This window comes from Clostridium sp. Marseille-P299, assembly GCF_900078195.1.
GTDB lineage: Bacteria > Bacillota > Clostridia > Lachnospirales > Lachnospiraceae > Lachnoclostridium.
This window is the reverse complement of record NZ_FJVE01000006.1, coordinates 143,619-168,333: the sequence shown is the minus strand read 5'-3', so window position 1 is coordinate 168,333 and position 24,715 is coordinate 143,619. Positions and strand designations below refer to the sequence as shown.

The following is a 24,715-nucleotide window of genomic DNA, read 5'->3' as shown; positions in this document are numbered from 1 at the left end:
ACAATAATTAAATCAATTCAATTTTAAATTTCTTTAGCCAATAATCTATCATTAAATAATAAGCTAATAACTGAGGTCCAGCCATTAATTGACCATACCAAGGTTTGCCGTAATCAGATGTAGTATTCATAAAACGATATGCTTTTTCTTTATCAATAAATGTTAGAATCGGTGAGCTTGGGTCTTCTATAATTTCTATAAAACGATTTCTTAATAAACTTTCATAATTCGGATCATAAGTTTTAGGATAAGGAGATTTTTTTCTCCATAGAACTTCATCTGGTAATAAATCTTTGCATGCATATCTAAGTAAGCTTTTCTCCACACCATCTTTACTCTTCATTGTCCATGGAACATTCCAAACATATTCAATGATTCTATGATCAGCAAATGGAACACGTGCTTCTAAACCACAATACATGCTAGTGCGATCCATACGATCTAATAAGGTTTGCATAAACCATTTTAAATTAAGATAGGAGATTTCACGTCTTCTGGCTTCTTCATTGGATTCTCCTTGTAAACGAGGGGTCTCTGCCACTGACTTTTCATAAGCTGCAAGGACATATTCCTCCATATGAAGTTCGTTTAAAACATCATCTTTTAACAAAACTTTTCTTGCATTTAAGTCCATTGTCCATGGAAAGGTATTTGCATGAAAACATTCTTCTTTATGAAACCAAGGATATCCTCCAAAAATCTCATCTGCACATTCACCAGTTAAAGCAACCTTGTTATATTGTTTTACTTGCTTACAAAAATGAACCATTGAGGAATCGATATCTGCCATCGCAGGCAGGTCTCTAGCATCCACAGAATCATATAAACGATCTGCTAAACTTACATTATCACATTCTAAGAATTTATGATTTGACCCTAAGTAATCTACCATCTTCTTTACAAAAGGAAGATCTCTGGAAGGCTGGAAAAAGTTCGATTTAAAATAGGTATCATTGTTTACAAAATCAAAGGAATAGGTATCAAGGATTTGATTTTTCTTTTTAAGTTCTCTTGCACAAACGGAAGAAACGATGGAACTATCAATACCACCAGATAAGAACGTGCAAATAGGAACATCGGATATCATTTGGCGTTTGATGGCATCTTCAACTAAAAAGGCAGTCTTTTCAAGAGTCTCTTCATAACTATCCTCGTGTGGCTTACTTACCAATTGAAAATATGGATAGGTTTTTAAAGCACCATCTCTAAAGTGTAAGGTATTACCTGGGAGTAATTCGTCTATACCATTGAAAACACCGCAGCCATAGGTTTTTGCTGGTCCAATACTAAAGATTTCGTTCAAGCCATTTTTATTTATTTTAGGAGTGATTCCAGGAAATTGAAAAAGAGTTTTTATTTCTGAACCAAATACGATAGTTCCATCTACAATGCTATAAAATAGAGGCTTAACGCCAGCTCTGTCACGGAATAAATATAAGGAATTCGTATATTCATCCATAATAGCATAGGCAAAAATACCATTCACTTGTTCTACGAATTTAGGGCCATATTCGATATATCCAAGGAGTAGCACCTCGGTATCTGAGGTGGTTTGAAATTCCCATCCTTTTGAAATTAAATCATCTTTTAACTCTTTCGTATTATAAACTTCACCATTATAAACGATTCCATAGGTGTAATTTCCAACTTTATGTAGCATTGGTTGCTGTCCGCTTAGTAAATCGATAATGGAGAGTCTTGCATGTGCAAGGCCAAATTGTTTCGTTAAATGAATTCCTTGTTCATCTGGACCACGGTGCTTTATACAATTTGACATATTCCAAAGTATATTTTTATGATATGATTCCTTGGCAAGATAATCTTGTTTTGCATTATAAAAACCAGCTATACCACACATGTAGTTCCTCCAGTCATAAAACATTAAAGTGTCTTTTAAGTAATATATTTTATTACCTGAAATTCTATGAATAGATTTAAATAAGGTATCTAAAGAAATATAGAATACAAGTATTTTCCATATAAATAGAATTATTGTAGTATTATTCTCAATAAGTTTGACTTTTCCATAACAAACTTTTGCTTGAAAATTACACTTTAAATTTTGCTTACTTTTTCAAGTAAGCAAAAAGCTACGAAAATATTATATCTTTTCATAAAATTTCGTATTTAATTATTAAATTTCCTTGTTATAAATATAGTACGGAATTGTAAAACCACGAAAAATGCTGGATTTTTATTTGGAGATGGTATATAATGATCTATAGTATAAACAACATTGTTATATATTTAACATTAATTTTTAATAATGTGTTGTTTTACTGTAGTAACGCAATATTAACGATTTAGTTCTAAGTAGTAACACTAAATCTTTAGTACAACGATTTTAATAAATCAGAAATGGGAGAATTGGTATGTACAAGATTACAAAAAAAGAACTTCTAGCGAACAATATTTATCTCATGGATATCGAAGCACCTAGAGTTGCAAGAAATTGTTATCCAGGTCAATTTGTTATAGTTAAAATGGATGAGAAAGGCGAGAGAATTCCTCTTACTATATGTGATTATGATAGGGAAGCAGGAACAGTTGCCATTGTATTTCAGGCAGTAGGAACATCTACAACAAGAATGGCTGAGTATGAGGTCGGAGATTATTTTAGAGATTTTACAGGACCTCTTGGTTGTAAATCAGAATTGATTGACGAACCGATTGAAGAGTTAAAGAGCAAGAAGATTTTATTTGTTGCTGGTGGTGTTGGTACAGCTCCTGTTTATCCTCAAGTGAAATGGATGCATGAACATGGTGTAGATGTTGATTGTATCATTGGAGCTAGAAACAAAGATTTAGTTATTCTTGAAAAAGAAATGAAAGCTGTAGCTAAAAATGTTTATGTTGCAACGGATGATGGCTCTTATGGTTTTAAGGGTAATGTGAATGATAAAATAAAAGATTTGGTACATAATGAAGGAAAAAGTTATGACCTTGTAATTGCAATCGGGCCAATCATTATGATGAAAATTGTTTCGATTCTTACAAAAGAGCTTGGAATTAAAACAATCGTCAGCATGAATCCAATTATGGTAGATGGAACTGGAATGTGTGGCGCATGTCGTATCACTGTAGGTAATGAAGTGAAGTTTGCATGTGTTGATGGTCCTGAATTTGACGGACATTTGGTAAACTTTGATGAAGCAATGAAGAGACAGCAGATGTATAAATCCGAAGAGGGTAGAAAAATTCTTAAAGAGAGAGAAGGAGATACTCATCACGGCGGTTGCGGCATTTGTAACGATTAAGTTTAATTAAATTGACTATGCAGAAAAGAGGTTTAACATGGACGTTTTAAAAAGAGTTCCGGTAAGAGAGCAAGATCCAAAGGTTAGAGCTAAAAACTTTGAAGAAGTATGTCTTGGTTATGATATAGAGGAAGCAAAATTAGAAGCTTCTAGATGTTTAAAATGTAAGAATGCAAAATGTATCACTGGATGTCCTGTAAGTATTGATATTCCAGGTTTTATAAAAGAAGTAGAGGCTGGCAATGTTGAGAGTGCATATCAAGTTATAAGTAAATATTCTGCACTTCCAGCCGTTTGTGGTCGTGTATGTCCACAAGAATCTCAGTGTGAAGCAAAGTGTATTAGAGGTATCAAAGGTGATCCAGTTTCTATTGGTAAATTAGAGCGTTTTGTAGCTGATTGGGCGAGAGAACATGAAATTAAGCCAGAAGCACCAACCGTTAAAAACGGTAAGAAGGTAGCCGTAATTGGTTCAGGTCCTGCTGGTCTTACTTGTGCAGGTGATTTAGCAAAGGCTGGCTATGATGTGACTATTTTTGAAGCGTTACATGAGCCTGGCGGAGTACTAGTATATGGTATCCCAGAATTTCGTTTACCAAAAGAAACAGTAGTAAAAACAGAAGTTGATAACGTAAGATCCCTTGGAGTTAAAATAGAAACTAACGTAGTAATTGGAAAGTCAATTACTGTAGATGAATTGCTTGAAGAAGAAGGATTTTCAGCAGTATTTATCGGTTCAGGAGCAGGTTTACCAAAATTCATGGGCATTCCTGGTGAAAATGCAAACGGTGTGTTCTCTGCAAATGAATATTTAACAAGAAATAACTTAATGAAGGCTTTTGATGCAGCATACGATACTCCAATTACACTTGGTAAGAAGATTGCAGTTGTAGGTGGTGGTAACGTTGCAATGGATGCAGCAAGAACAGCACTTCGTCTTGGAGCGGAGGTACATATTGTTTACCGTAGAGGTGAAGAAGAGTTACCTGCAAGAGTGGAAGAAGTACATCATGCAAAAGAAGAAGGCATTATATTTAATCTTTTAACGAATCCAAAAGAAATCTTAGTGGATGAGAGTGGATGGGTAAAAGGCATGGTTTGTGTGGAAATGGAACTTGGTGAGCCAGATGCATCTGGAAGAAGAAGACCAGTGGAAAAGAAAGGTTCTGAATTTACACTTGAGTTAGATACTGTAATTATGTCACTTGGAACAAGTCCAAATCCATTGATTTCAGCGACTACAAAAGGCCTTGATATTAATTCTCATAAATGCATCATTGCAGAAGAAGAAACTGGTAAGACATCAAAAGAAGGTGTTTATGCTGGTGGAGATGCGGTTACTGGTGCTGCAACAGTTATCTTAGCAATGGGAGCTGGTAAAGCGGCTGCTAAGGGAATTGATGAATTTTTATCAAAGCAAAATTAAGAATTATAATTCAGTTATTAAGACTAAATTTAATATATAAAATAGAGCAGATGTAAATAATAAATTTAATGTTATTTACATCTGTTTTTTACGAATAAATTAAGAGAATAGAAGCTTTTTATAGGGTATTTTTTATTAGGTGACATTTTTTTTAGTTTTGTACGAAGTTCATAGAAAAATGAAATAATTTGGCAATTATATTGCTATTTTAGCAAAATGTGATATACTAAAGGTGTCTCATAATGTAAAATTGCAAATAATGGTAGAACTAATAAGAATACAATTTTGGGAAAGGAAAATCTGTTTTTAACAGATACCATGGATGGAATGAAAACTTTTAAAAAGGAATTGCGGATAGTTTTTGGAATACTGTTCGAAAGTTTTTTCTTAGGTTTAGGAACGTCTACTATTGTACATGCTTCTTCACAGAATAATGGTATAGGACAAATAAAAGATAATAACCTAGTGAATAGGAATCTTGTGTATTTCTTGATTGGTGCTATCATAATTTTATTGATTTTATTTACTGTATTAATTGTGAATGTAAAAAGAAGAACAAAAGCTGAGAAAGCTGCTGTTTTAGCAAGACAAAAGTTGAAAGAAAGTTACAAGGAATTAGAAAAAGCGTATCAAGAAGTAACAGAAACGAAGAATGCGCTTTATTCTCGTTATGAAGAGCTTAAGATTAGTAAAGAAAAAATACGAAAAATTGCGTATACAGATTATTTAACTGAATTACCAAATCGTTTGGCATTTACCGAGATGCTTGACAGCGTGATGCTGACTTTAAGAAATGACGAGAAAATTGCTTTAATTGACATTGATTTAGATAATTTTAAAAATATAAACGATACATTAGGTCATTCCTTTGGGGATGAATTATTAATTGATGTTGCACACCGTTTGAATGGCGTTTTGGAAGAAGATGATTACCTAGCTAGAATAGGCGGTGATGAGTTTGTTGTATTGACTCAAAACATTCAGGATATCACTTCATATGAAGATAAGATAAAGAAAATACAAAAAGCATTTACATATCCATTTGTACTATCAACAAAGGAATTTTTTGTGACAGTAAGTATGGGAATTACGTTTGCACCTAAGGATGGTAAAACAACTCAGACCTTAGTGAAAAATATGGACTCTGCAATGTATGTTGCAAAAGAGAATGGAAAGAACGATTATTGTTATTTTGATGATTCCATCAATGCTCGTATGATGAAGAAGATTGAGATGCAATCTGAACTTCGTAAAGCAATTGAAAATAATGAGTTTGTTGTGTACTATCAACCACAAATGGATTTAGAAACAAATCGTGTTGTAGGATTTGAAGCTTTGGCACGCTGGAATCATCCACAGCGTGGTTTAATTATGCCATTAGAATTTATTCCTCTTGCAGAAGAGAATGGATTGATTGTAGGAATTGGCAAGAAAATCTTAATAGAAGCTTGTAAACAATTAAAAATATGGGAAGATGAAGGATTTAGAGATATTACGATAGCAGTCAATTTATCTGCTAGACAATTTAAAGACTCCGATTTCCTTTCAATGGTATATGAGGTCATTGAAGAAACCAAAGTAAATCCAAAGAAACTTGAGTTTGAAATCACCGAAACAATTGCATTAGACGATGTGGATTACACCGTTGCTACGATACATAAGTTGAAAGAACTCGGAATTACATTTTCGTTGGACGACTTTGGTACAGGTTATTCTTCCTTGAATTATTTAAAGCAGTTACCAGTAAATAATTTAAAAATTGATAAAAGTTTCTTAAACACTGTACTTGTTAATAAGAGTGATCAAAAAATAGTAAGTACTATGATTGATTTAGCAAGAGTACTTAATATTGACGTAATCGCTGAAGGCGTTGAAATTAGAGAACAAGAAGAATTTTTAAAAGATGTAAATTGTAATAAAGCACAAGGATACTTTTATAGTAAACCGTTGCCAAAAGAAGAAGCGGGAGAAATACTTAGGAGAAATTTATAAATATAACTTAAGTAAAATTATAAAGTTCAGTTTTTGATTACCGCAAAATCAAAAGGCAAGGGGATTAAAATGAATACGATGGCTAACAAAAAATTATTCTATTATTTTATTGGTATTGAACTTATTTTGTATTTTACATTTATAATACTTGATGTATTTGGTGTATACTCTACATCAGGTGTAATTAAGTTTGTAAGTATTTTGTTATGCCTTGTTATGTCGATTGTGATACAGTTGCGTTCTGAACGTTTTTTAGACAGAGTTATGTTAAGCATAGCTCTGTCTTTTACTGTCTTTGCGGATATATTTCTTCTTTTTACTGATGACTATGTTATAGGAGTTTGTTGTTTTTGTGTTGTACAAACACTGTATCTCGTAAGAATAGTGAATATGAAGGGAGAAGTAGGGCGTATTGAAGGAAGGATACGTTCTCGGAATTTGTATAGAAAGGGAAAACGTTTATTTTTGGAGCAATTCATCAAACGTATATTGATTAGTAGCGTTATAGTAGGAATTCTTTTGGTGATTAAGTTTCCAGTAGATATGCTATTTGGTATCACTACGTTTTATTTTATAAGTTTTATATGTAATATTATCTTGGTATTTCAGATTAAAGCAAAGTCGCATTATTTTCATGGTGATATTCGGTTGGGGTTGTTTTTGGTTGGTCTCGTTCTCTTTTTTTGCTGCGATATTATGGTTGGAATATTTAATGCAGCAGGGTATGTTTCTATACAAGAGGATCTTTATCGTACCTTATATCAAGTTTCTAGCATTGGGATGTGGGTGTTTTACTTACCTGGGCAAGTGATGATTACGTTAAGTTAGGAGAGAATTTTTGGTTATAATGAGTAGATAGAAGTTTCATAAGGGAATTTAGACAAAAATAGTATTGATTTTTCTATGTAAAGATTTAATAAATAGATTGTATCGCTTATGGGATTAGGGTAGAATTATTTTATCGAGATAGTTCAACCTTTTGCATTTTATGAGATGTTTTGAAGTTCTAAGTTTTAAAGTTCTAAGTTTTAAAGTTCTAAGTTTTAAAGTTCTAAGTTTTAAAATTCTAAGTTTTAACATTCTATGTTTTTTAATTTCTATGTTTTATAGTTCTTACTAATTAATATTATTTTCCTTATTCTAATATTTATTTTCTGTTCATGTATTAATTTTTCTATGATATCATTAAAAGATTCTTTTTGAAATCCATTCAGTACATTTTTATAGTTTTAATATTTTTTAGCTTTCAGGGGTCTGTTTGACTTTTTTCTTAAGTTTAAAGTATACTTTTTTAATTAATGATTCATTGTTAGTAAAAATAATATGTAATGTTTTTGTTTATAAGGGATCATTAAGATTTGTCATTGTATATCTGAAATAAGTATATGGTTCTTAAATCAAATCTGAATTTCTTGATTAAGTCTACAATTCTTAAATGGAATCTAAATTTCTTGAACAAGACTACAATTCTTAAATGAAATCATTCTTGAATCAAATCTAAATTTCTTGAACAAACCAATAATTTTTGAATCAAATCTAAATTTCTTGAACAAGCCAATAATTCTTGAATTAAATCTGAATTTCTTGATTAAGTCTACAATTCTAAAACGGTATCTAAATTTCTTGAACAAGCCAATAATTCTTGAATTAAATCTGAATTTCTTGATTAAGTCTACAATTCTAAAACGGTATCTAAATTTCTTGAACAAGCCAATAATTCTTAAATCAAAATTGAATTTTTTAAATAGCCTACAATTCTTAATTCAAATCTAAATTTCTTTAATAAGTCTACAATTCTTAAATGAAATCTGAATTTCTTGATCAAGTCTACAATTCTTAATTAAAATCTATTCTCGAATAAGTCTACACATCATAAATCAAATCTAAACTTCTTGAACCAAGTATTCATTTTTAAATCAAGTCTACATTTTTAACCAAGTCTATATTCTTCAATCATATCTATATTTTTATTCAAGGTATATTTTCTATATCAAGTCTATCATTCTTAAAATTATTTTTATATTAAAAAAGAAGCTGAAGAAACAACGATCTTATTCCTATTTTTAAACTAGAAGTGGTGATTCTAGTAATTGAAGATAGGCCAGTTTTCTTATGTGTTAGAGGTAAAATTTTTGAAAGTTATAGTTAAATTTATATAATCTAAAAGCCAATTTATAATTAAAGTTAAGGAGAGTTTATGCAGTTATCGAAAAAGTTGTCGTTTGAAGAGTTTGTATGTTTCGTAGAAAAAACATTGATGGAGCATTTGGGGAGTGAATATTTTTCTCAACGAAAAAAAGTAGTAAAAAATAACGGTGTGACATTAATTAGTTTGGTCATTCGTAAAAGGGATGAATTAATTGTTCCTTGTATCTATTTGAATACATATTTTTCGCAATATGAAGAAGGAAGGCAAATAAATGAAATTTGCGATGAAATACTAGATGTGTATTTATACTCAAAGGATAGTGAAAGAAATAGTTTTGATGAAATCATATTTCGGTACGATGAGATGAAATCAAGTATTATTTATCGTATTATTAATTACGAAAAAAATAAAGAACTGCTAGAATCAGTACCTTATATTAAAGTTTTAGATTTTGCAGTTACCTTCCATTGTTTGGTTAGGGATGATGAAGAAGGAATTGGAACCATTCGAATTACAGAGGAACATCGTAAACAATGGGGAGTGAAGCTTGAGGAACTATATATAATTGCAATGAAAAATACTCCGGAAATTTTTCCGGCATTGATTCGTCCAATGGAAGAGGTTATGTTGGAATTAATGAAAAAAGAAGTCATGTCTTTTGCTATGGATGATATTAACCATCTTGGTTTAGCAGAAGAGAAACATTTGGAGGCTGAACAAGCAGCGAATGAATTTATTCAGATGTTACACTATGAAAATCCAAAATGTAAAGTAGATATGTATGTGCTATCAAATTCAAGGGGAATTAATGGTGCTAGTTGTATTTTATATCCTGAAATCTTATCTGATTTTGCGGATCAGATAGACAATGATTTCTTTATACTTCCATCTAGTATTCATGAACTTATTTTAGTGCCTGTGGAAGAACAACTTGGTATAAAACAACTAAAAGAAATGGTAATGGAAATCAACCAAACACAAGTACCATTTGAAGATGTTTTGTCAGATGATATATATTGTTATTCAAGAAGTAATAAACAGATGATTGGAATTGCATAATTATTTTTAAGAATTAAGATTGGTAAGGTAATAAAAAAAGCATATGCAAAATAGTGACCTATTTTGCATATGCTTTTTATCTTCCTAATGTATCTGTATTTGCATTAGCAGAATCTAATGATTTCGATGAATCTGCGCTTTTATCAGATTTGGCAGCTTCTACAGAGCTATTTTGAATATTTTGATAAAATTCATTTAAATTCTCATCACTTGCACAAGCTTCTTCCAGACGAGTAACAACATCGGAGACTAATACTTCAACATCCTCACCAGTACGTAATTCATTAAGATACTTACTTGTATCTTCGTTTATATCGCCTAAATATACTTTAGGGGTCCCATCCACATAGGTAATTCTAAGCTCATCAATGGAAGGGGCATAGGTATCTATGGTAGCTAATTCAAGATCATAACTTACATAGACAACATAATCGATTTCATTGATCCCTTTTTTCGTATAGCAATTAATATTCTGATAGCTATTCACATACTCTATTTTTCTTTGTAAACGTTCCATATCGATTTGGTTCGCATTTGTTACAATAGGAACAAAATCTTCTGCAGAACAAGTTAATTTGGCTTCGTAAAAATCCTGAACAACTTTATTAATATCTGCGTATTTGTTTAATTCAAGATCATTTTCTAGCTCTGGTGTAGCAGTTGGAGCTTTTGTTATGATTGGATCCATTGCAAATGCAGAGACATCATCTTTACTATTTGCTGGCTCGATTGATCTACTCATAGGTTTTGGATCATCTGTACTCTTTTTATTTTCTAAAGTAAAAGAAAGGGTAACCATTCCAATACCCATAATACCAGTTGTTAATAATACTAAGATTTTTTTATATTTGATTTTCATAGATAGCTCCTTGTTACAATGAATCGATAACATAAAGTTCCCGTTACATTACAAACTTTATAAAATATGGAAATTTATATTTGTATCATAGCAAATTTTCATAAAAAAAGCAATGATTTTATTGCAAATTTGTAACTTATTTTAATATGCATGTAATATTTATGTAATAATTATAACTCAGAGAAGGTGGATTTAAACGAATTGAATGAGAAATGCTTAAAAAAGAGCGTAAAAAATGCACCTGATAGGATTCGAACCTACGACCTTCAGCTTCGGAAGCTGCTGCACTATCCACTGTGCTACAGATGCAAAATATCAATAAAATATTAAGTTTAATTTGTTATATATATTATTTAAAGTGCCAATAACGTTATTTTTTATCTGGCAGAGCTTAATGATTCTTATGCACTTATACATATGTAATGCTAAATGAATTTAGCTGTAATTTTTATTCAAAATATTTTCATAAAAATAATACATATAAAATTGCCACAATCCCTATTATATCTATAAACCGTATTTTTGTAAAGTTTAAAATGTTTAAAAATAAAGTCCGCTTGTTATGCGAAATTAATAAAATTTCTTATAAGTACGGTGCAAACATTTTCATAGTAATAATTCAAAAAACATGCTATAATAACTCATTAAAGAGTTGTCTTGCGTAAGCAAACATTGAAAGGATAAATAGGTAAGATGAAGAAAGTTACGAAGCGTATATTCGAAGATGCAGATAAGAAACAAGAAGCAATTCGTATTAATAAATATTTGAGTGAAGCAGGTGTCTGCTCAAGAAGAGAAGCTGATACTTATATCGAACAAGGAAAGGTTTTAATTGATGGTGAAGTAGCGGTTATGGGAAGCAAAGTGTTTCCTGGACAGGAAGTTAGTTTCCAAGGAAAAGTATTAAACCGTGAAGAAAAATTAGTATTAATAGCTTTTAATAAACCACAAGGAATTGTTTGTACAACGGATAAGAGAGAGCCAGACAATATTATTGATTATATTCAATATAAAACTAGAATCTATCCTATTGGAAGACTTGATAAGGATTCTGAAGGCTTGATTTTATTAACGAATAATGGCGATATCGTTAATAAGATTCTACGTGCAGGAAACAACCATGACAAAGAGTATATTGTTAAGGTAAATAAGCCAATTACTGTAGAATTTTTAAAATCCATGGCGGCAGGTGTACCAATACTTGATACCGTGACAAGACCATGTACGATTGAAGCGGAGGATAAATTTACATTCCGTATTATTTTAAATCAAGGACTAAACCGTCAGATACGAAGAATGTGTGAGTATCTTGGATACCGTGTTGTATTTTTACAAAGAATTCGAATTATGAACGTTAATTTAGGTAGATTAAAAATCGGTGACTATCGTAATTTAACGGACCGAGAATTAGAAGGCTTAAGGGAATTAATCAAAGATTCCTCAAATGCTCCTATGAGTGATGAAATTGATGATGAAATGGTAGATGTTCGTGTTAAGGAAGAAAGTGCTAAGAAGTCTTCATCAAATAAAGGCAGCATTAGAACAACAGGAAAAATCACTGGTAAAGCAAGAAACAAAGCTAAGAATTTTCAAAAACAAGTGAGTCATAACAAGAAATCGGAATCAAAATCATATGGCGAACAAGGACGTAAGAAGGAGTTTTACAATGGAAGCAGAAAAGAAAGTAACAATGGAATCAAAAAAGGAAAGAATCAAAGAACTAACCAAGCTACTGGACAGGGCCGCTAGAGTTTACGAGCAAGAAGATCGAGAGATTATGAGTAACTTTGAGTATGACAAGCTCTACGATGAACTAAAAGCACTGGAAGAAGAAACTGGTTTTGTACTTGCAGGTAGTCCAACGATGCATGCAGGTTATGAAATCCTTAGCGAACTTCCAAAAGAAAGACATGATTCTCCAATGCTCTCACTTGATAAAACAAAAGATGTGGAAACACTTAAAGAATGGCTTGGTAATCAGGAAGGCTTACTTTCTTGGAAGTTGGATGGTTTAACCGTTATTTTAACTTACCAAGGCGGAAAGTTAGTTAAAGCAGTTACAAGAGGAAATGGTGAAGTCGGCGAAGTTATCACAAATAATGCGAAAGTATTTAAAAACATTCCTCTTAGCATTGCTTATCAAGGTGAATTGGTCATTCGTGGTGAGGCACTTATTAAGTACTCTGATTTTGAGCGAATGAATGCGATGATTGAGGATGTTTCTGCTAAATACAAAAATCCTAGAAATCTATGCAGTGGTTCTGTAAGACAGCTGAACAATGAGATTACTGCTAAGAGAAATGTTCATTTCTTTGCATTTGCACTTATTAAAATGGATGATATGAGCCAATTTACAACGAAAAAAGAGCAGTTTGAGTGGCTTTCTTCTCAAGGATTTGATGTCGTAGAGGAACGTTTGGTGACGGCAGATACCGTAGCAGATGCAGTAAAATACTTTTCTGAAAAGATTGTTACAAATGATTTTCCATCCGATGGTTTGGTACTTTTATATAATGACATCGCATATGGAGATTCTCTTGGTAGAACTTCGAAATTCCCAAGAAATGCGATTGCATTTAAATGGAAAGATGAAATCAAGGAAACGAAAATGCTTCAGATTGAATGGAGTGCTTCAAGAACTGGCTTAATCAACCCTGTTGCAATATTTGAACCGGTGGACTTAGAAGGAACGACAGTTAGCCGTGCCAGCCTTCATAATATTAGTATTATGGAAAATCTACAGATTGGAATTGGTGATACGGTTCAAGTTTATAAAGCCAATATGATCATTCCTCAAATTGCTGAGAACTTAACAAGAAGTGGCAATGTTGAAATACCAAAGACTTGTCCAGTTTGTGGCGGTGCGACAAAAATAAAACAAGAAAATGATGTGAAATCACTTTATTGTATCAACGATGATTGTTTGGCAAAACGTATTAAGTCCTTCACACATTTTGTAAGCCGTGATGCTATGAATATTGAAGGTTTATCAGAAGCTACCATTGAAAAATTAATCGCAAAGAAGATGATTCGCGAACTTGCGGATTTATTTCATGTGGAAAAATATAAGGATGAAATTGTAACGATGGAGGGCTTTGGTGAAAAGTCTTATAATAACTTAGTTGCTTCCATTGAGCGAGCTAGAAAGACGACACTTCCTAAGTTTATTTATAGTTTAGGAATTTTAAATATTGGCCTATCAACTGCGAAATTAGTGGCAAAGCATTTTAAAAATGATTTTGATAAAATTAGAAATGCTACCATGGAAGAGCTGGTTGAAATCGATGGAATTGGTGGAGTGACTGCTCAGACATTTATGGATTTCTTTCATAAAGAGGAAAACAATAAGATTGTTGATGATTTGTTAGAAGAAATTGAAATTGAGAGCAATGAAACGAGTGATGCTTCAAGTCGTCTTGAGGGTCTTACTTTTGTAATTACTGGTTCGGTTGAAAAGTTTGCAAATCGTAATGAAGTAAAAGAGGTAATTGAACAAAATGGTGGTAAGGTGACTGGATCTGTTACTGCAAAAACGAATTACCTTATTAACAATGATAATATGTCCAATTCTTCAAAGAACAAGAAAGCCAAGGAATTAGGTATTCCTATTATTACAGAAGATGAATTACTTTCTATGCTTTCATAAGGAATAAACGTAATATATAAATTAGGATTCGAGTGTCAAACTACAAATTAAAGTTTTGAATGGATATTATATACGATGATTCAAAACGATTTAAGTATGTAGTTTGACATTCGTTTCAAATATAAGGTTTAAACAGAAAGGAAGATGTAAAATGCCGATAAAAGTTCAAAATGATTTACCTGCAAAGAAAATACTAGAAGATGAGAATATATTTATGATGGATGAAAACCGTGCGATGACACAGGATATTCGTCCACTTAATATTGCGATATTGAATTTAATGCCGTTAAAGCAAGATACTGAGGTGCAATTACTTCGAAGCCTTTCTAATACGCCGATACAGCTAGATATCACGTTTTTAACTACGGGGTCTTATGTTGGTAAGAATACTGCTACAAGCCACTTGGAGAAATTTTATTTGACATTCGAGGATGTTAAAGATAAGAAGTTTGATGGTCTTATTATTACAGGAGCACCAGTGGAACAGATGGAATTTGAAGAAGTTGACTACTGGGAAGAATTGACTAAGATTATGGAGTGGTCAAAGAAAAACGTTACTTCAACTTTCCATATCTGTTGGGGTGCGCAAGCGGGACTTTACTATCATTATGGTATTAAAAAATATCCTCTTGCTAAGAAACGATTTGGTATATATGAACATACTGTAATGCAGCGTAAGGAGCCATTGGTACGTGGGTTTGATGATGTCTTTTATGCACCGCATTCTAGAAATACAGAGGTACTTAGGGAAGAGATACTTGAACATAAAGAGTTGAGGATTTTGGCTGAGTCAGATGAGGCGGGTGTGTTTATTGTTATAAATGTAGATGGTAGCCAGATTTTTGTGATGGGTCATCCAGAATATGACCGTGTGACCCTTGATAAGGAGTATAAGAGGGATGTGGAGAAGGGGATTCCGATGGAACTTCCGAAGAATTATTATCCGTTTGAGGATTCTAAGAACCGTCCGAGTTTGATTTGGAGAGCGCATGCGAATACGCTTTATAGTAATTGGTTGAATTATTATGTTTATCAGGTTACTCCGTATGAATTATAGGGGAAGTGCTTAAGAATGGCGTATTTACAAGGGTGTAACAATTTGATAGAAAGCCACAATCTATTAAAAAATGTTGTAATATAGTGTAAACTATTATCGTTTTGGAGTCAAAGTGGGGTAAATTACGAGCATATAGGAGTAAATTATGTTGTGATAAAAAGACCTGCTATTAAAAAAAATGGCTGCCCAATCTTTTCAAGGTTAGGGCGGCCTAATTGTTGTTTACATTATTATAAGAATTAAATAATAAATTGAAATAGTGTCTAACCGGATATGAATGAGGTTAATGTCTAGTTACAATAATAAGGAGAAAACTAATGAATAAGCATAAGATTATAAGCGAGAAAATAGGAAAAGGAAGTATTAATAACTCAAAAAAACTGATACAATAGGTACGTATTTATTAATGGGAATGGCACTGGTGGGATTGTGTATAAAATATTGACCAATACTGTTTTGAAAGACTATCTAGTCTCTTTAATTACTGGAAATGTATTGTTCATGATTTTTTATTTTTCATTTTGCTTTTTTGTCCCTATTCTATAGATGGATTATCAGAAATAAAAAAGGCATATGATAACGAAATTCTTACAAAAAGTATGGTATCTCACAAAGTAATGCCTGAACTGATTAATAGAATATATGAGAAAGCAGACGGAAGAACTATGTTAATTGCAATAATTAGTGGGGAATCTTGGAGGTGATTATATTTTTCTATATTTTAATGTTACCAAATATGCAGATGTCGGAGCAAACATTTTATCAGATATTTTAACATGTTTAGCGTTGACTCTAACATATAAAAATAATAACAATAATTTTTGTATAGTAAAATATTATCAATATTTACAACAATAATTGTCGTAATTAATTATTAATATACATTTCTCAATAGTATTGTAAGAGTTGGCATTACTATGGTATGACATATTGTACAATGTCACTGGGCACACCATTTTAACCAAAAGGCAACCCGGATTATCCTTGTCGACATAATAGAAGACATAGCTAAAAAAAAGAAAACAGACCTAGATGGTGGACCGCTACCGCCCTGTAATAGGCCTGTTTTTTTACCTATATCACGTTAGACCATCTAATAACATCTTAACAACAATATTAGAAGAATTGAAGAAAAGGCAGCTTCTATACAGTAAGGTATGGGGCTTCTTTTATATAAGGTTGTCCTAAAAAAATCCATATGATATACTATTATTAAGTGTTGCAGAAGAAAAATGCTAAAGAGAGGAGCATATTTATTATGATTTTTATTAGCTATAACCACAATGATGAAAACTTAGTTGATATGGTTGCTAGAAGATTAGAATTAGAATTTGGGAGAAATAATATTTTTTATGATAAATGGTCTATGCAACCGGGTGACAGTATAATTGATAAAATGAACGAGGGATTGGATAAGTTTACAACATTTTTCTATTTTTTATCCCCAAATAGTCTGACAAGTAAAATGGTAACTAAAGAGTGGCAAAGCGCACTGATGATAACAATTAACGAGAATTTAAAATTTGTCCCAGTTAGAATTGCAGAATGTAAACCACCGGCTATTATGACAGATGCATTATATATTGATTTGTATGGTATAGGATTAGATGATGCTGTTGCGCAGATGAAATGTGTTGCAAAAGGAACTAATACATACACACCATTAAAAGATGTTAATAATGTAAAAGCGATTGTAGAGCCTATATCTGAACTCTTAGCAAAGATAGAACTTAGGGCAACCATGTTTAGTGAAAACGATGCTAATTTTGCTTTTATATTTAATAATGAATATGATGATTTTGAAGTGAAACCTGAGGATTCTGCATATTATAGCAGTACGGGGGAAATAGATGGTTACAATAATGGAACGCCAATTAGGTTAAAAATGAAAACAATCCGTTTATTTAGACCTTTAACACCTAGTAATCCGGTGAAAGTAATAGTAAGGTCTAAAAATAAAAAATTGCAGTTTGCTGGAGTAATGCAAGTATTGTCAAATACAGAAGGTAAACATATTCAGGCAGAGCTTAGTAAATTAGCCTGGGATTTGTTTGATGAGAAGAATAAATAGTTTCTTGGATTTGTATGCATAATCTTTATAAAGTATTTTTTGGATTAACTAATAAGTATATATTCTTCACCAGAATATTATATGAGTTTTTAATTTTACCGCTGGTTATTAGATATAAGACATGGAGTTATCTTTTTGAAAGAGATAAACGTAATATACAAGTAGCTAACAAACTGTGTTTAGCTATAATTAAAATACACTTTAGAGAAACTTCCTTTAAATGGATAGAAGAAAATAGCAAAGATATAAAAAGATACCTTATCCGAATGAGCAAGAAAAAGCAAATTATATACAGGTAGCTGGTTTTGAAGTGAAGCAAGGATATATCAAGTTACGTTAGATTTTGATAAATGCGATCATATGTATGACTTACTCCAGGGTAAGATTAATGATATAAGAACTTCTATTAATGAATCAGAAATTATGTATAAAATTTTTGAAGAAGCTATTAGACACTATGGTGCTTATAAAAAAGTAATATTCAAAAAGAATCTAAAGAAGTAGAGATGTTCCATTCTTTTATGGATTTTGTCTATCTAGGAAGGAAATCTATGGATGAATAATAATATATAAAATAAGTTTATAACAGGCGTTACCCTAAACAGGATAGCGGCTTTTTTCTCAAACATCACCAAAGAAAGAAGTTGCCCCATGCAAGAAGAAGTCGAGAACAGAACTGTCATCTTAGTTATTAACTCAACCAAAAGAATGCTATCCTAAAAGCATCAGCTGAAATGAAAAATTGACGGGAAGCAAGAAATACCCCAGAGATTCCACACGGCAAGCAACCAAAGAAGCAATTAATTGCTCAGAAGCGAGGTGTTGCCAACATTGAAGTATCCAAGAAGATTATTAAGCCATTTGAAATGGTAGCAAGAAAATACGGTGTGGCTTTGACATAAAGAAAGATAAGAGCTAGACTACACCAAAATATTTGTTATTCTTTAAAGCACTGCAGATTTATTGTAGGGAATAGTAGTGAATATTCCTTAAGTAATATATAAGGTAAGACGATATTGAAAAAGAGCTGGAAAAATAAAGCGTTTTTATTGGTATATTTGGATATACTTATATAAGTCAAAGAGACTTTGATATATTAAATATCTTTTTCTTTGAGCGGATAGAATGAGAGAAAAAGGAAATGAAAAATGAATGTAATATTAACGTTAGACACGGTTAATTTAAAAAATTGTATTTATCGCTTTATTAATCAAAATAATGAAACTATTTACGTTGGAAAAGCTAAAAAACTGAGAGCTAGATTAAGAGGACACAATCATTTACCAGAACAATGTTATCAAGAAATAGACAGGATAGAATTTACTGTGTTTGAAACTGAGGATGAAATGAATTACGCTGAAAGATATTTTATTCCGATGTTCAAGCCAAAATATAATGAGATGATGATTGAAAGGAGTATAAATATTCCTATTGAACAATTTGATAATGCTAAGTGGTATGTTTACGGTACAGATGAGCAAATCAGACATCAAATTATATGTGCGAGTGAACCAAATCTGGAAATGAAAAAGGATAATTTATTAAGAGAAATAGAGGAGTTGAAAAATAAATATGAAAAAGTTAGAGAAGAGTATAGAAATTCACGTGTAGATGACGATTATGATAAAAAACTATTAAATGAAATAGATATAATTAAGCAGAATTTAGGAAACAAAAGAAGTGTCTTGTTTGAACTTATAACAGGGGAAAATTCTGAAAAAGTTAAGTATTATGATTTAATGGTGGAAAAGGATGTTTTTTCATTGAATGATTTATTGGAGAAAAATATTGCTGAAGTTACATCAGAGTATGTAAGGAAGTATTCTGAAAAAATTGATAAGTCTGGTTTTTTTTATGTTACAGAGTTATATCAATCTATTGCACATGAGTTTTATTTAGATAACCATCCCGGTAAAAAAATATATATGCAAGATATGATTATCAAGGGTATTGAGAACGGAAAAGGTACTGCTTTCGAAATTGTTAATCGTGTGATTGGCGAAGTAAAGTATAGACTTGAGAAAAAATATGGGAAAATGATAATTAAAGTTAAAGTGTTCACAAAAAATAATTGTTTGATTTTCGATTATGGGGAAGTTGAAATACCAGAAGCAAGATTAGTACAGTTTCCAGTAAGCAAAATATTTGATATATAGGATATTGACGTAAAAGGTTTAAATAATGTTTTTAATTATTGGGGCAATGTGGACATCAACAATAGATCGTTTGCTATGATATCAAAGAGCAGAATCGTTCCATGGGGAAGGCGACTTGTTACTACATGGATAAGATGCATACTCTTCTGAAGGAAGAGCAAACGGCAGTGTTTTTTAAATTCTGATTTTTCTACTAATTATTTGGCGAAAGAAATAACAGCATGTTATATTAAAAGATGGCCACTTTTTATTCAATACAGAGAAAGTTAATTATACAAACAATTTATAAAAGGCTTAAAGATATTGTTAAAATATTAGGATATCAACTAGAATATATCTCGACTGATGAGGAAGCTGAATTAGTTGAAGAGTTTAATGAAAGTATTGAAGAAATATAATGAAATTATTTATAGTTTGATTCTTAAATGATTGTACAGCTTAATGGGACTAACCTTAGTTAATGAGGTGGTTATTTTAATGAAATACCCTGTCCACGGTGAATTTTTTAATTTGAAACCTAGTGACTTTTACAAAGATTGAATATTTGAAATTTGTTAGCCTTGTTTGAGATTAGGTAGTGAAAATTATATAACAAATGATGATATAAATTATTGAATAAAATCAATTTTTAGACAAATCAAGAGCAATGTCTAGTTTTTAGACACTGCTCTTTTTTTGACTATTTGAAACGAATAAAAAAACGATTAATATAATGGCAAGCAGAAAGAAAGCGAAACAAGATGAGAAAAACTAAGATCGCAAGAATACCTACAGCGTACTTGTGGTGAGTACTGTAATTCTTTGTCTTGTAGTATTGTTCTGGAGATGATATTAGTAATATATTGGTGTGACTGTTATTGGAATATTGATTATTACCATCCCATTTCTAACAACGGAAATCAAGATTAGACTAAATTGCACAACTTACGTCTAAATGGATTCTTTACAAAATACGGTCATTATAATAAGGAGGAATTATATATGAGTAAGAAATTAGTAAAATTAGGTGCAGCTTCATTACTAGCAGCAGGCGCAGGAGCTGCAGTTATAGCAAAAAACAAAAAGAATGAACAAAAAAAGGAACTAAAAGAACAAAGAACCAAAGAGCTTGAAGCTTATCGCAACACAGAAAGAGGAAAAAACACTAAGAACAGCAAAGGAATCTATTATTCCAAAGGTAACTACGAAGCATTTGCCCGTCCAGAAAAGCCAGCAGGAGTCGATGACAAATCTGCTTACATCGTAGGTAGTGGACTTGGTGCATTGGCTGCAGCTTGCTTTCTTGTAAGAGATGGCCAGATGAAAGGCGAGAATATTCACATTTTAGAGGCAATGGATATTGCAGGTGGTGCCTGTGATGGTATCAATGATCCAACAAGAGGTTACGTAATGCGTGGTGGACGTGAGATGGAAGATCATTTTGAATGTTTATGGGATTTGTTCCGCAGTATTCCATCCCTTGAAAAACCAGGAGCTTCCGTACTTGATGAGTATTATTGGTTAAATAAACATGATCCAAACTATTCTCTTTGCCGTGCAACGAAGAACAGAGGGGAAGATGCACATACCGATGGTAAGTTTAATTTAAGCCAAAAGGGATGCATGGAGATTATGAAATTGTTCTTCACAAAGGATGAAGACCTTTATGATAAGACAATCGAAGATGTATTTGATGAGGAAGTATTTGATTCTACCTTCTGGTTATACTGGAGAACTATGTTTGCTTTTGAAAACTGGCATAGTGCGTTGGAAATGAAGTTGTATTTCCAAAGATTTATCCATCACATTGGCGGACTACCTGATTTCTCAGCATTAAAATTCACAAAATACAATCAGTATGAATCTTTGATTCTTCCAATGCAGAAATACTTAGAGGCAGCAGGGGTACAGTTCCAGTTCAATACGGAAGTTACCAATGTTTTATTTGATTTTGTTGGAGATAAGAAGATTGCAAAATCCATTCAGTGTAAGGTAAATGGAGTTGAGGAAGAAATCGCTCTTACAGTAAATGACCTAGTATTTGTAACAAACGGTAGTTGTACTGAGGGAACAATCTACGGTGATCAGGATCACGCACCAGTTGGTGATGCAGAGGTTCGTACCAGCGGTTGTTGGAGTTTATGGAAGAAGATTGCTGCACAAGATGAGGCATTTGGTCATCCAGAGAAGTTCTGCTCTGATATTGAAAAAACCAATTGGGAATCCGCTACGGTAACAACTTCTGACGACAAGATTATTTCTTATATTGAAAATATTTGTAAGAGAGATCCAAGAAGCGGTAGAGTAGTTACTGGTGGTATTGTAAGTTGCCAAGATTCTAGCTGGCTTCTTAGCTGGACTATCAACAGACAGGGACAGTTCAAAGAACAGAAAAAAGATGAAGTTTGTGTATGGGTATACAGCTTATTTACCGATGTACCTGGTGACTACATCAAGAAACCGATGAAAGAATGTACTGGTAAAGAAATTACAGCGGAATGGTTATATCATTTAGGAGTTCCAGTAGATGAGATTGATGATCTTGCTGAAAATCATGCAATTTGTGTTCCAACCATGATGCCATATATCACAGCATTCTTTATGCCAAGAGCAAAAGGTGACAGACCAGACGTTATTCCTGATGGCTGCGTAAACTTCGCATTCTTAGGTCAGTTTGCTGAAACACCAAGAGATACTATTTTTACAACAGAGTATTCTGTTCGTACGGCAATGGAAGCAGTGTATGGATTACTTGGCGTAGACCGAGGAGTACCTGAAGTATGGGGAAGTGTATATGATATCAGAGAGTTACTAGACAGTAGTGTAAAATTAATGGATGGTAAATCACCTCTTGAAATCGAACTTCCTGGACCTCTAAATGCATTGAAAAAGCCATTGCTTAAGAAGATTAAGGGAACTGTGATTGAAAAGGTTCTTAGAGATCATGATATTATTAGAGATGGAATGATGTAAAAATAAAATACGGATGAAATAATGAAAGAGGAGGATGAACGCGTATTGTTTTGTCCTCCTTTTTTGTGCAACAAGCAATGGAAAACCTATCAAGCAATCTGTAGTTATCATATCGAAAACCGAGGTAAAATGGGTGTTGTGCAATCACAAAGATAGAGACACATATGAAGTACCAGACGGTTATCGGGAAAAAGAGTATATATAAAGTATTGCGAAGCGGGAACTTTACGAGGAAACAGGTGTCATACCTCCTCAGTTACCGAATAGATTATTATAACTGACAACTTTATGTGGTACCAATATGAAGACATTGAAGGCATGTATTGAGGTCGATAATGTAAGTAAACAGTTTGGGAAAGCGAAAGCGGTATCGGAGATTAGTTTCACAGTCTTGCAAGGACAGATTTCTGCATTTCTTGGACCAAATGGAGCAGGCAAGAGCACGACTATGAATATGCTCTCTACTTTGTTAATACCTACGAGTGGGAAGATTTCGATAGAAGGTTATTCTATGGAGGAACAACAGGAACAAATTAAATGGTTGATTGGGGTTGTTTTTCAAGAGGATGTCTTAGACAGTGAGCTTACAGTGTATGAGAACTTATATTATCGAGGAAGTTTATATTATGAAAGAAAGCAACAAGTATTAAAACGCATTGAAGAAGTCATTTCTTTATTATCGCTAGAGAAATTAGTTCATAAGAAATATGGAACTTGTTCAGGGGGACAAAAACGAATTTGTCAGATTGCAAGGGCATTAATGTCAAAACCAAAGCTTCTATTATTAGATGAACCAACGATCGGACTTGATCCGATTGCTAGAAAACAGGTGTGGGAAGCGCTAATGAAACTTAACCGGTTACTTAAAATGACAATCTTTTTTTCGACACATTATATAGAAGAGACAATGAATGCCGACCACATTTGCATGATTAATCAAGGACGTATTTTAGTATGTGGAAAAAAGGATTGGGTATTAAAAGAATACCAAAGTCAAGGAAGCTTAACGATACAGGATATTTATATTGATTTGTTAAGTGAGGATCTTCGATTATGAGGCGGATGAAGATATTAGTAGGTCGGAATTTAGCTCTCTTTTTGAAAAACAAGAGCACTGTATTGTTATCCTTTATTTCCATTGGAATTGTAATGGGATTGTATGTAATTTTCTTAAGGGATTTTATCATGCAATCGGTTGAAGGTGCTGGTTTGAAGCTTAGCTATGTGAAGGAATTTACAGATCGTTTGATGGTGAGTGGCTTATTAATTGTTTTGAATACAACCACCTGCTTTGGATTGATGCAATTAAGTGTAGCAGATGCAGCCTCAGGAATCCAAAGAGATTTTTTGGTAGCTCCAGTTACAAAGTTTCAGTTGGAAGTTTCTTATTGGGTAAGTAGCATTTTTATATCCTTTTTCTTTACCATTATGACCTTAGGTGGCGCAGAAATCTATTTTATTATTTCCTATGGAAGCCGAGTATCAATTATCGCATTGATGAAGAGTATTGGTACAATATTCTTTTCTTCTTGTATGAATTCAGGACTTCTAATGTGTATTATGAAATTTATTAAGGATACCACTTCATTTTCAACCTTTGGAAATTTATATGGTATGATGTGTGGTTTTTTAGCAGGGGCATACCTTCCATATACGATGTACCCAAAGGGACTAAGGAATATATTATTTTATTTTCCACCGATGCAGTTAACGAGCATCATACGTCAACTATATTTATCCGTGTATATGGAAGGTGAAAGGACTATTGGAGAACCGTTGTATGAGACGTTTGGGGTTATATTGACGAAAGGAAATCGATTAATAACACAACGTGAGCAATGGAGCTATCTTATTTTTGCGTTGGCAATTGTTTTACTGATATTAAGGATGGAATATAAGGAAGAGAAGAGATAGATTAATCGAAATTATATGGTATTTCACTAGGAAAAAAACTTTATTAATTATCTCATAAGATTGCATTAGCGATTGAGAAGGTTTTTAGAGATCATAATATTATTAGAGATGTAATGATGTAAAGAAAATACGGATGAATCAAAGAAAGAGGAGGATTAGCGCACGTAGTGTGTACCT

The 24,715-nt window shown here is 32.5% G+C and carries 15 protein-coding genes and 1 tRNA gene; 13 read left to right on the top strand and 3 right to left on the bottom strand.

Annotated features, from left to right (window positions below; genetic code table 11):
- Positions 1-7: 7 nt before the first annotated feature.
- A complete protein-coding gene (gene asnB / locus BN4220_RS04740) occupies positions 8-1,858 on the bottom strand; it encodes an asparagine synthase (glutamine-hydrolyzing) (protein ID WP_066714251.1) in 1,851 nt (616 codons plus the stop codon).
- A gap of 514 nt (positions 1,859-2,372) precedes the next feature.
- On the opposite strand from asnB, the gene BN4220_RS04735 reads away from it, so the two are divergent.
- From BN4220_RS04735 to BN4220_RS04715, 5 genes are all read left to right on the top strand, one after another.
- The gene (locus BN4220_RS04735) at positions 2,373-3,257 is read left to right on the top strand and encodes a sulfide/dihydroorotate dehydrogenase-like FAD/NAD-binding protein (protein WP_066714249.1); all 885 of its coding nucleotides are present in this window, start codon (positions 2,373-2,375) and stop codon (positions 3,255-3,257) included.
- Between the two features lie 37 nt (positions 3,258-3,294).
- Positions 3,295-4,683, top strand: a complete 1,389-nt coding sequence (gene gltA, locus BN4220_RS04730) for an NADPH-dependent glutamate synthase (protein WP_066714247.1) — start codon at positions 3,295-3,297, stop codon at positions 4,681-4,683.
- Positions 4,684-4,968: 285 nt separating this feature from the next.
- Positions 4,969-6,675, top strand: coding sequence for a putative bifunctional diguanylate cyclase/phosphodiesterase (locus BN4220_RS04725; protein WP_148401690.1), 1,707 nt, complete (start codon positions 4,969-4,971; stop codon positions 6,673-6,675).
- A gap of 69 nt (positions 6,676-6,744) precedes the next feature.
- Positions 6,745-7,503, top strand: coding sequence for a hypothetical protein (locus BN4220_RS04720; protein ID WP_066714243.1), 759 nt, complete (start codon positions 6,745-6,747; stop codon positions 7,501-7,503).
- Between the two features lie 1,369 nt (positions 7,504-8,872).
- Positions 8,873-9,883 (top strand): DUF5688 family protein, encoded by a 1,011-nt coding sequence (locus tag BN4220_RS04715; protein ID WP_066714241.1) that lies wholly within the window; start codon positions 8,873-8,875, stop codon positions 9,881-9,883.
- Positions 9,884-9,959: 76 nt separating this feature from the next.
- Here BN4220_RS04715 and BN4220_RS04710 read toward each other — a convergent pair whose 3' ends face one another.
- Together BN4220_RS04710 and BN4220_RS04705 are read right to left on the bottom strand one after the other, a co-directional pair.
- Positions 9,960-10,742: a hypothetical protein gene (locus BN4220_RS04710; RefSeq protein ID WP_066714237.1), complete on the bottom strand. Its 783-nt coding sequence runs from the start codon at positions 10,740-10,742 to the stop codon at positions 9,960-9,962.
- A gap of 236 nt (positions 10,743-10,978) precedes the next feature.
- A tRNA-Arg gene (locus BN4220_RS04705) sits at positions 10,979-11,051 on the bottom strand.
- A 384-nt stretch (positions 11,052-11,435) separates the two neighbouring features.
- On the opposite strand from BN4220_RS04705, the gene rluF reads away from it, so the two are divergent.
- From rluF to BN4220_RS04660, 8 genes are all read left to right on the top strand, one after another.
- Entirely contained in the window at positions 11,436-12,491 is a 1,056-nt protein-coding gene (gene rluF / locus BN4220_RS04700; RefSeq protein WP_082812110.1) for a 23S rRNA pseudouridine(2604) synthase RluF, read from the top strand.
- Positions 12,433-14,388 carry an NAD-dependent DNA ligase LigA gene (gene ligA / locus BN4220_RS04695; protein WP_066715423.1) on the top strand — a complete coding sequence of 652 codons (1,956 nt, stop codon included), beginning with the start codon at positions 12,433-12,435 and terminating at the stop codon, positions 14,386-14,388. Before rluF ends, ligA begins: the two co-directional genes overlap by 59 nt.
- A 151-nt stretch (positions 14,389-14,539) precedes the next feature.
- Positions 14,540-15,445: a homoserine O-acetyltransferase MetA gene (gene metA, locus BN4220_RS04690; RefSeq protein ID WP_066714234.1), complete on the top strand. Its 906-nt coding sequence runs from the start codon at positions 14,540-14,542 to the stop codon at positions 15,443-15,445.
- A 1,258-nt stretch (positions 15,446-16,703) separates the two neighbouring features.
- Positions 16,704-17,516 carry a toll/interleukin-1 receptor domain-containing protein gene (locus BN4220_RS04685; RefSeq protein WP_066714232.1) on the top strand — a complete coding sequence of 271 codons (813 nt, stop codon included), beginning with the start codon at positions 16,704-16,706 and terminating at the stop codon, positions 17,514-17,516.
- A 1,148-nt stretch (positions 17,517-18,664) separates the two neighbouring features.
- The gene (locus BN4220_RS04675; protein ID WP_066714228.1) at positions 18,665-19,672 is read left to right on the top strand and encodes a GIY-YIG nuclease family protein; all 1,008 of its coding nucleotides are present in this window, start codon (positions 18,665-18,667) and stop codon (positions 19,670-19,672) included.
- Positions 19,673-20,653: 981 nt separating this feature from the next.
- Positions 20,654-22,624 (top strand): oleate hydratase, encoded by a 1,971-nt coding sequence (locus BN4220_RS04670; RefSeq protein ID WP_066714226.1) that lies wholly within the window; start codon positions 20,654-20,656, stop codon positions 22,622-22,624.
- 301 nt (positions 22,625-22,925) lie between these two features.
- A complete protein-coding gene (locus tag BN4220_RS04665) occupies positions 22,926-23,681 on the top strand; it encodes an ABC transporter ATP-binding protein (RefSeq protein ID WP_066714224.1) in 756 nt (251 codons plus the stop codon).
- Complete coding sequence (locus tag BN4220_RS04660) at positions 23,678-24,538, top strand: hypothetical protein (RefSeq protein WP_066714222.1); 861 nt, start codon at positions 23,678-23,680, stop codon at positions 24,536-24,538. Before BN4220_RS04665 ends, BN4220_RS04660 begins: the two co-directional genes overlap by 4 nt.
- The last annotated feature ends 177 nt before the right edge of the window (positions 24,539-24,715 follow it).

What these genes read in the sequence shown, in the direction of transcription:
- asnB (WP_066714251.1), bottom strand. Translation starts at nt 1,858, where the DNA reads ATGTGTGGTATAGCTGGTTTTTATAATGCAAAACAAGATTATCTTGCC.
- BN4220_RS04735 (WP_066714249.1), top strand. Translation starts at nt 2,373, where the DNA reads ATGTACAAGATTACAAAAAAAGAACTTCTAGCGAACAATATTTATCTC.
- gltA (WP_066714247.1), top strand. Translation starts at nt 3,295, where the DNA reads ATGGACGTTTTAAAAAGAGTTCCGGTAAGAGAGCAAGATCCAAAGGTT.
- BN4220_RS04720 (WP_066714243.1), top strand. Translation starts at nt 6,745, where the DNA reads ATGAATACGATGGCTAACAAAAAATTATTCTATTATTTTATTGGTATT.
- BN4220_RS04715 (WP_066714241.1), top strand. Translation starts at nt 8,873, where the DNA reads ATGCAGTTATCGAAAAAGTTGTCGTTTGAAGAGTTTGTATGTTTCGTA.
- BN4220_RS04710 (WP_066714237.1), bottom strand. Translation starts at nt 10,742, where the DNA reads ATGAAAATCAAATATAAAAAAATCTTAGTATTATTAACAACTGGTATT.
- rluF (WP_082812110.1), top strand. Translation starts at nt 11,436, where the DNA reads ATGAAGAAAGTTACGAAGCGTATATTCGAAGATGCAGATAAGAAACAA.
- ligA (WP_066715423.1), top strand. Translation starts at nt 12,433, where the DNA reads ATGGAATCAAAAAAGGAAAGAATCAAAGAACTAACCAAGCTACTGGAC.
- metA (WP_066714234.1), top strand. Translation starts at nt 14,540, where the DNA reads ATGCCGATAAAAGTTCAAAATGATTTACCTGCAAAGAAAATACTAGAA.
- BN4220_RS04685 (WP_066714232.1), top strand. Translation starts at nt 16,704, where the DNA reads ATGATTTTTATTAGCTATAACCACAATGATGAAAACTTAGTTGATATG.
- BN4220_RS04675 (WP_066714228.1), top strand. Translation starts at nt 18,665, where the DNA reads ATGAATGTAATATTAACGTTAGACACGGTTAATTTAAAAAATTGTATT.
- BN4220_RS04670 (WP_066714226.1), top strand. Translation starts at nt 20,654, where the DNA reads ATGAGTAAGAAATTAGTAAAATTAGGTGCAGCTTCATTACTAGCAGCA.
- BN4220_RS04665 (WP_066714224.1), top strand. Translation starts at nt 22,926, where the DNA reads ATGAAGACATTGAAGGCATGTATTGAGGTCGATAATGTAAGTAAACAG.
- BN4220_RS04660 (WP_066714222.1), top strand. Translation starts at nt 23,678, where the DNA reads ATGAGGCGGATGAAGATATTAGTAGGTCGGAATTTAGCTCTCTTTTTG.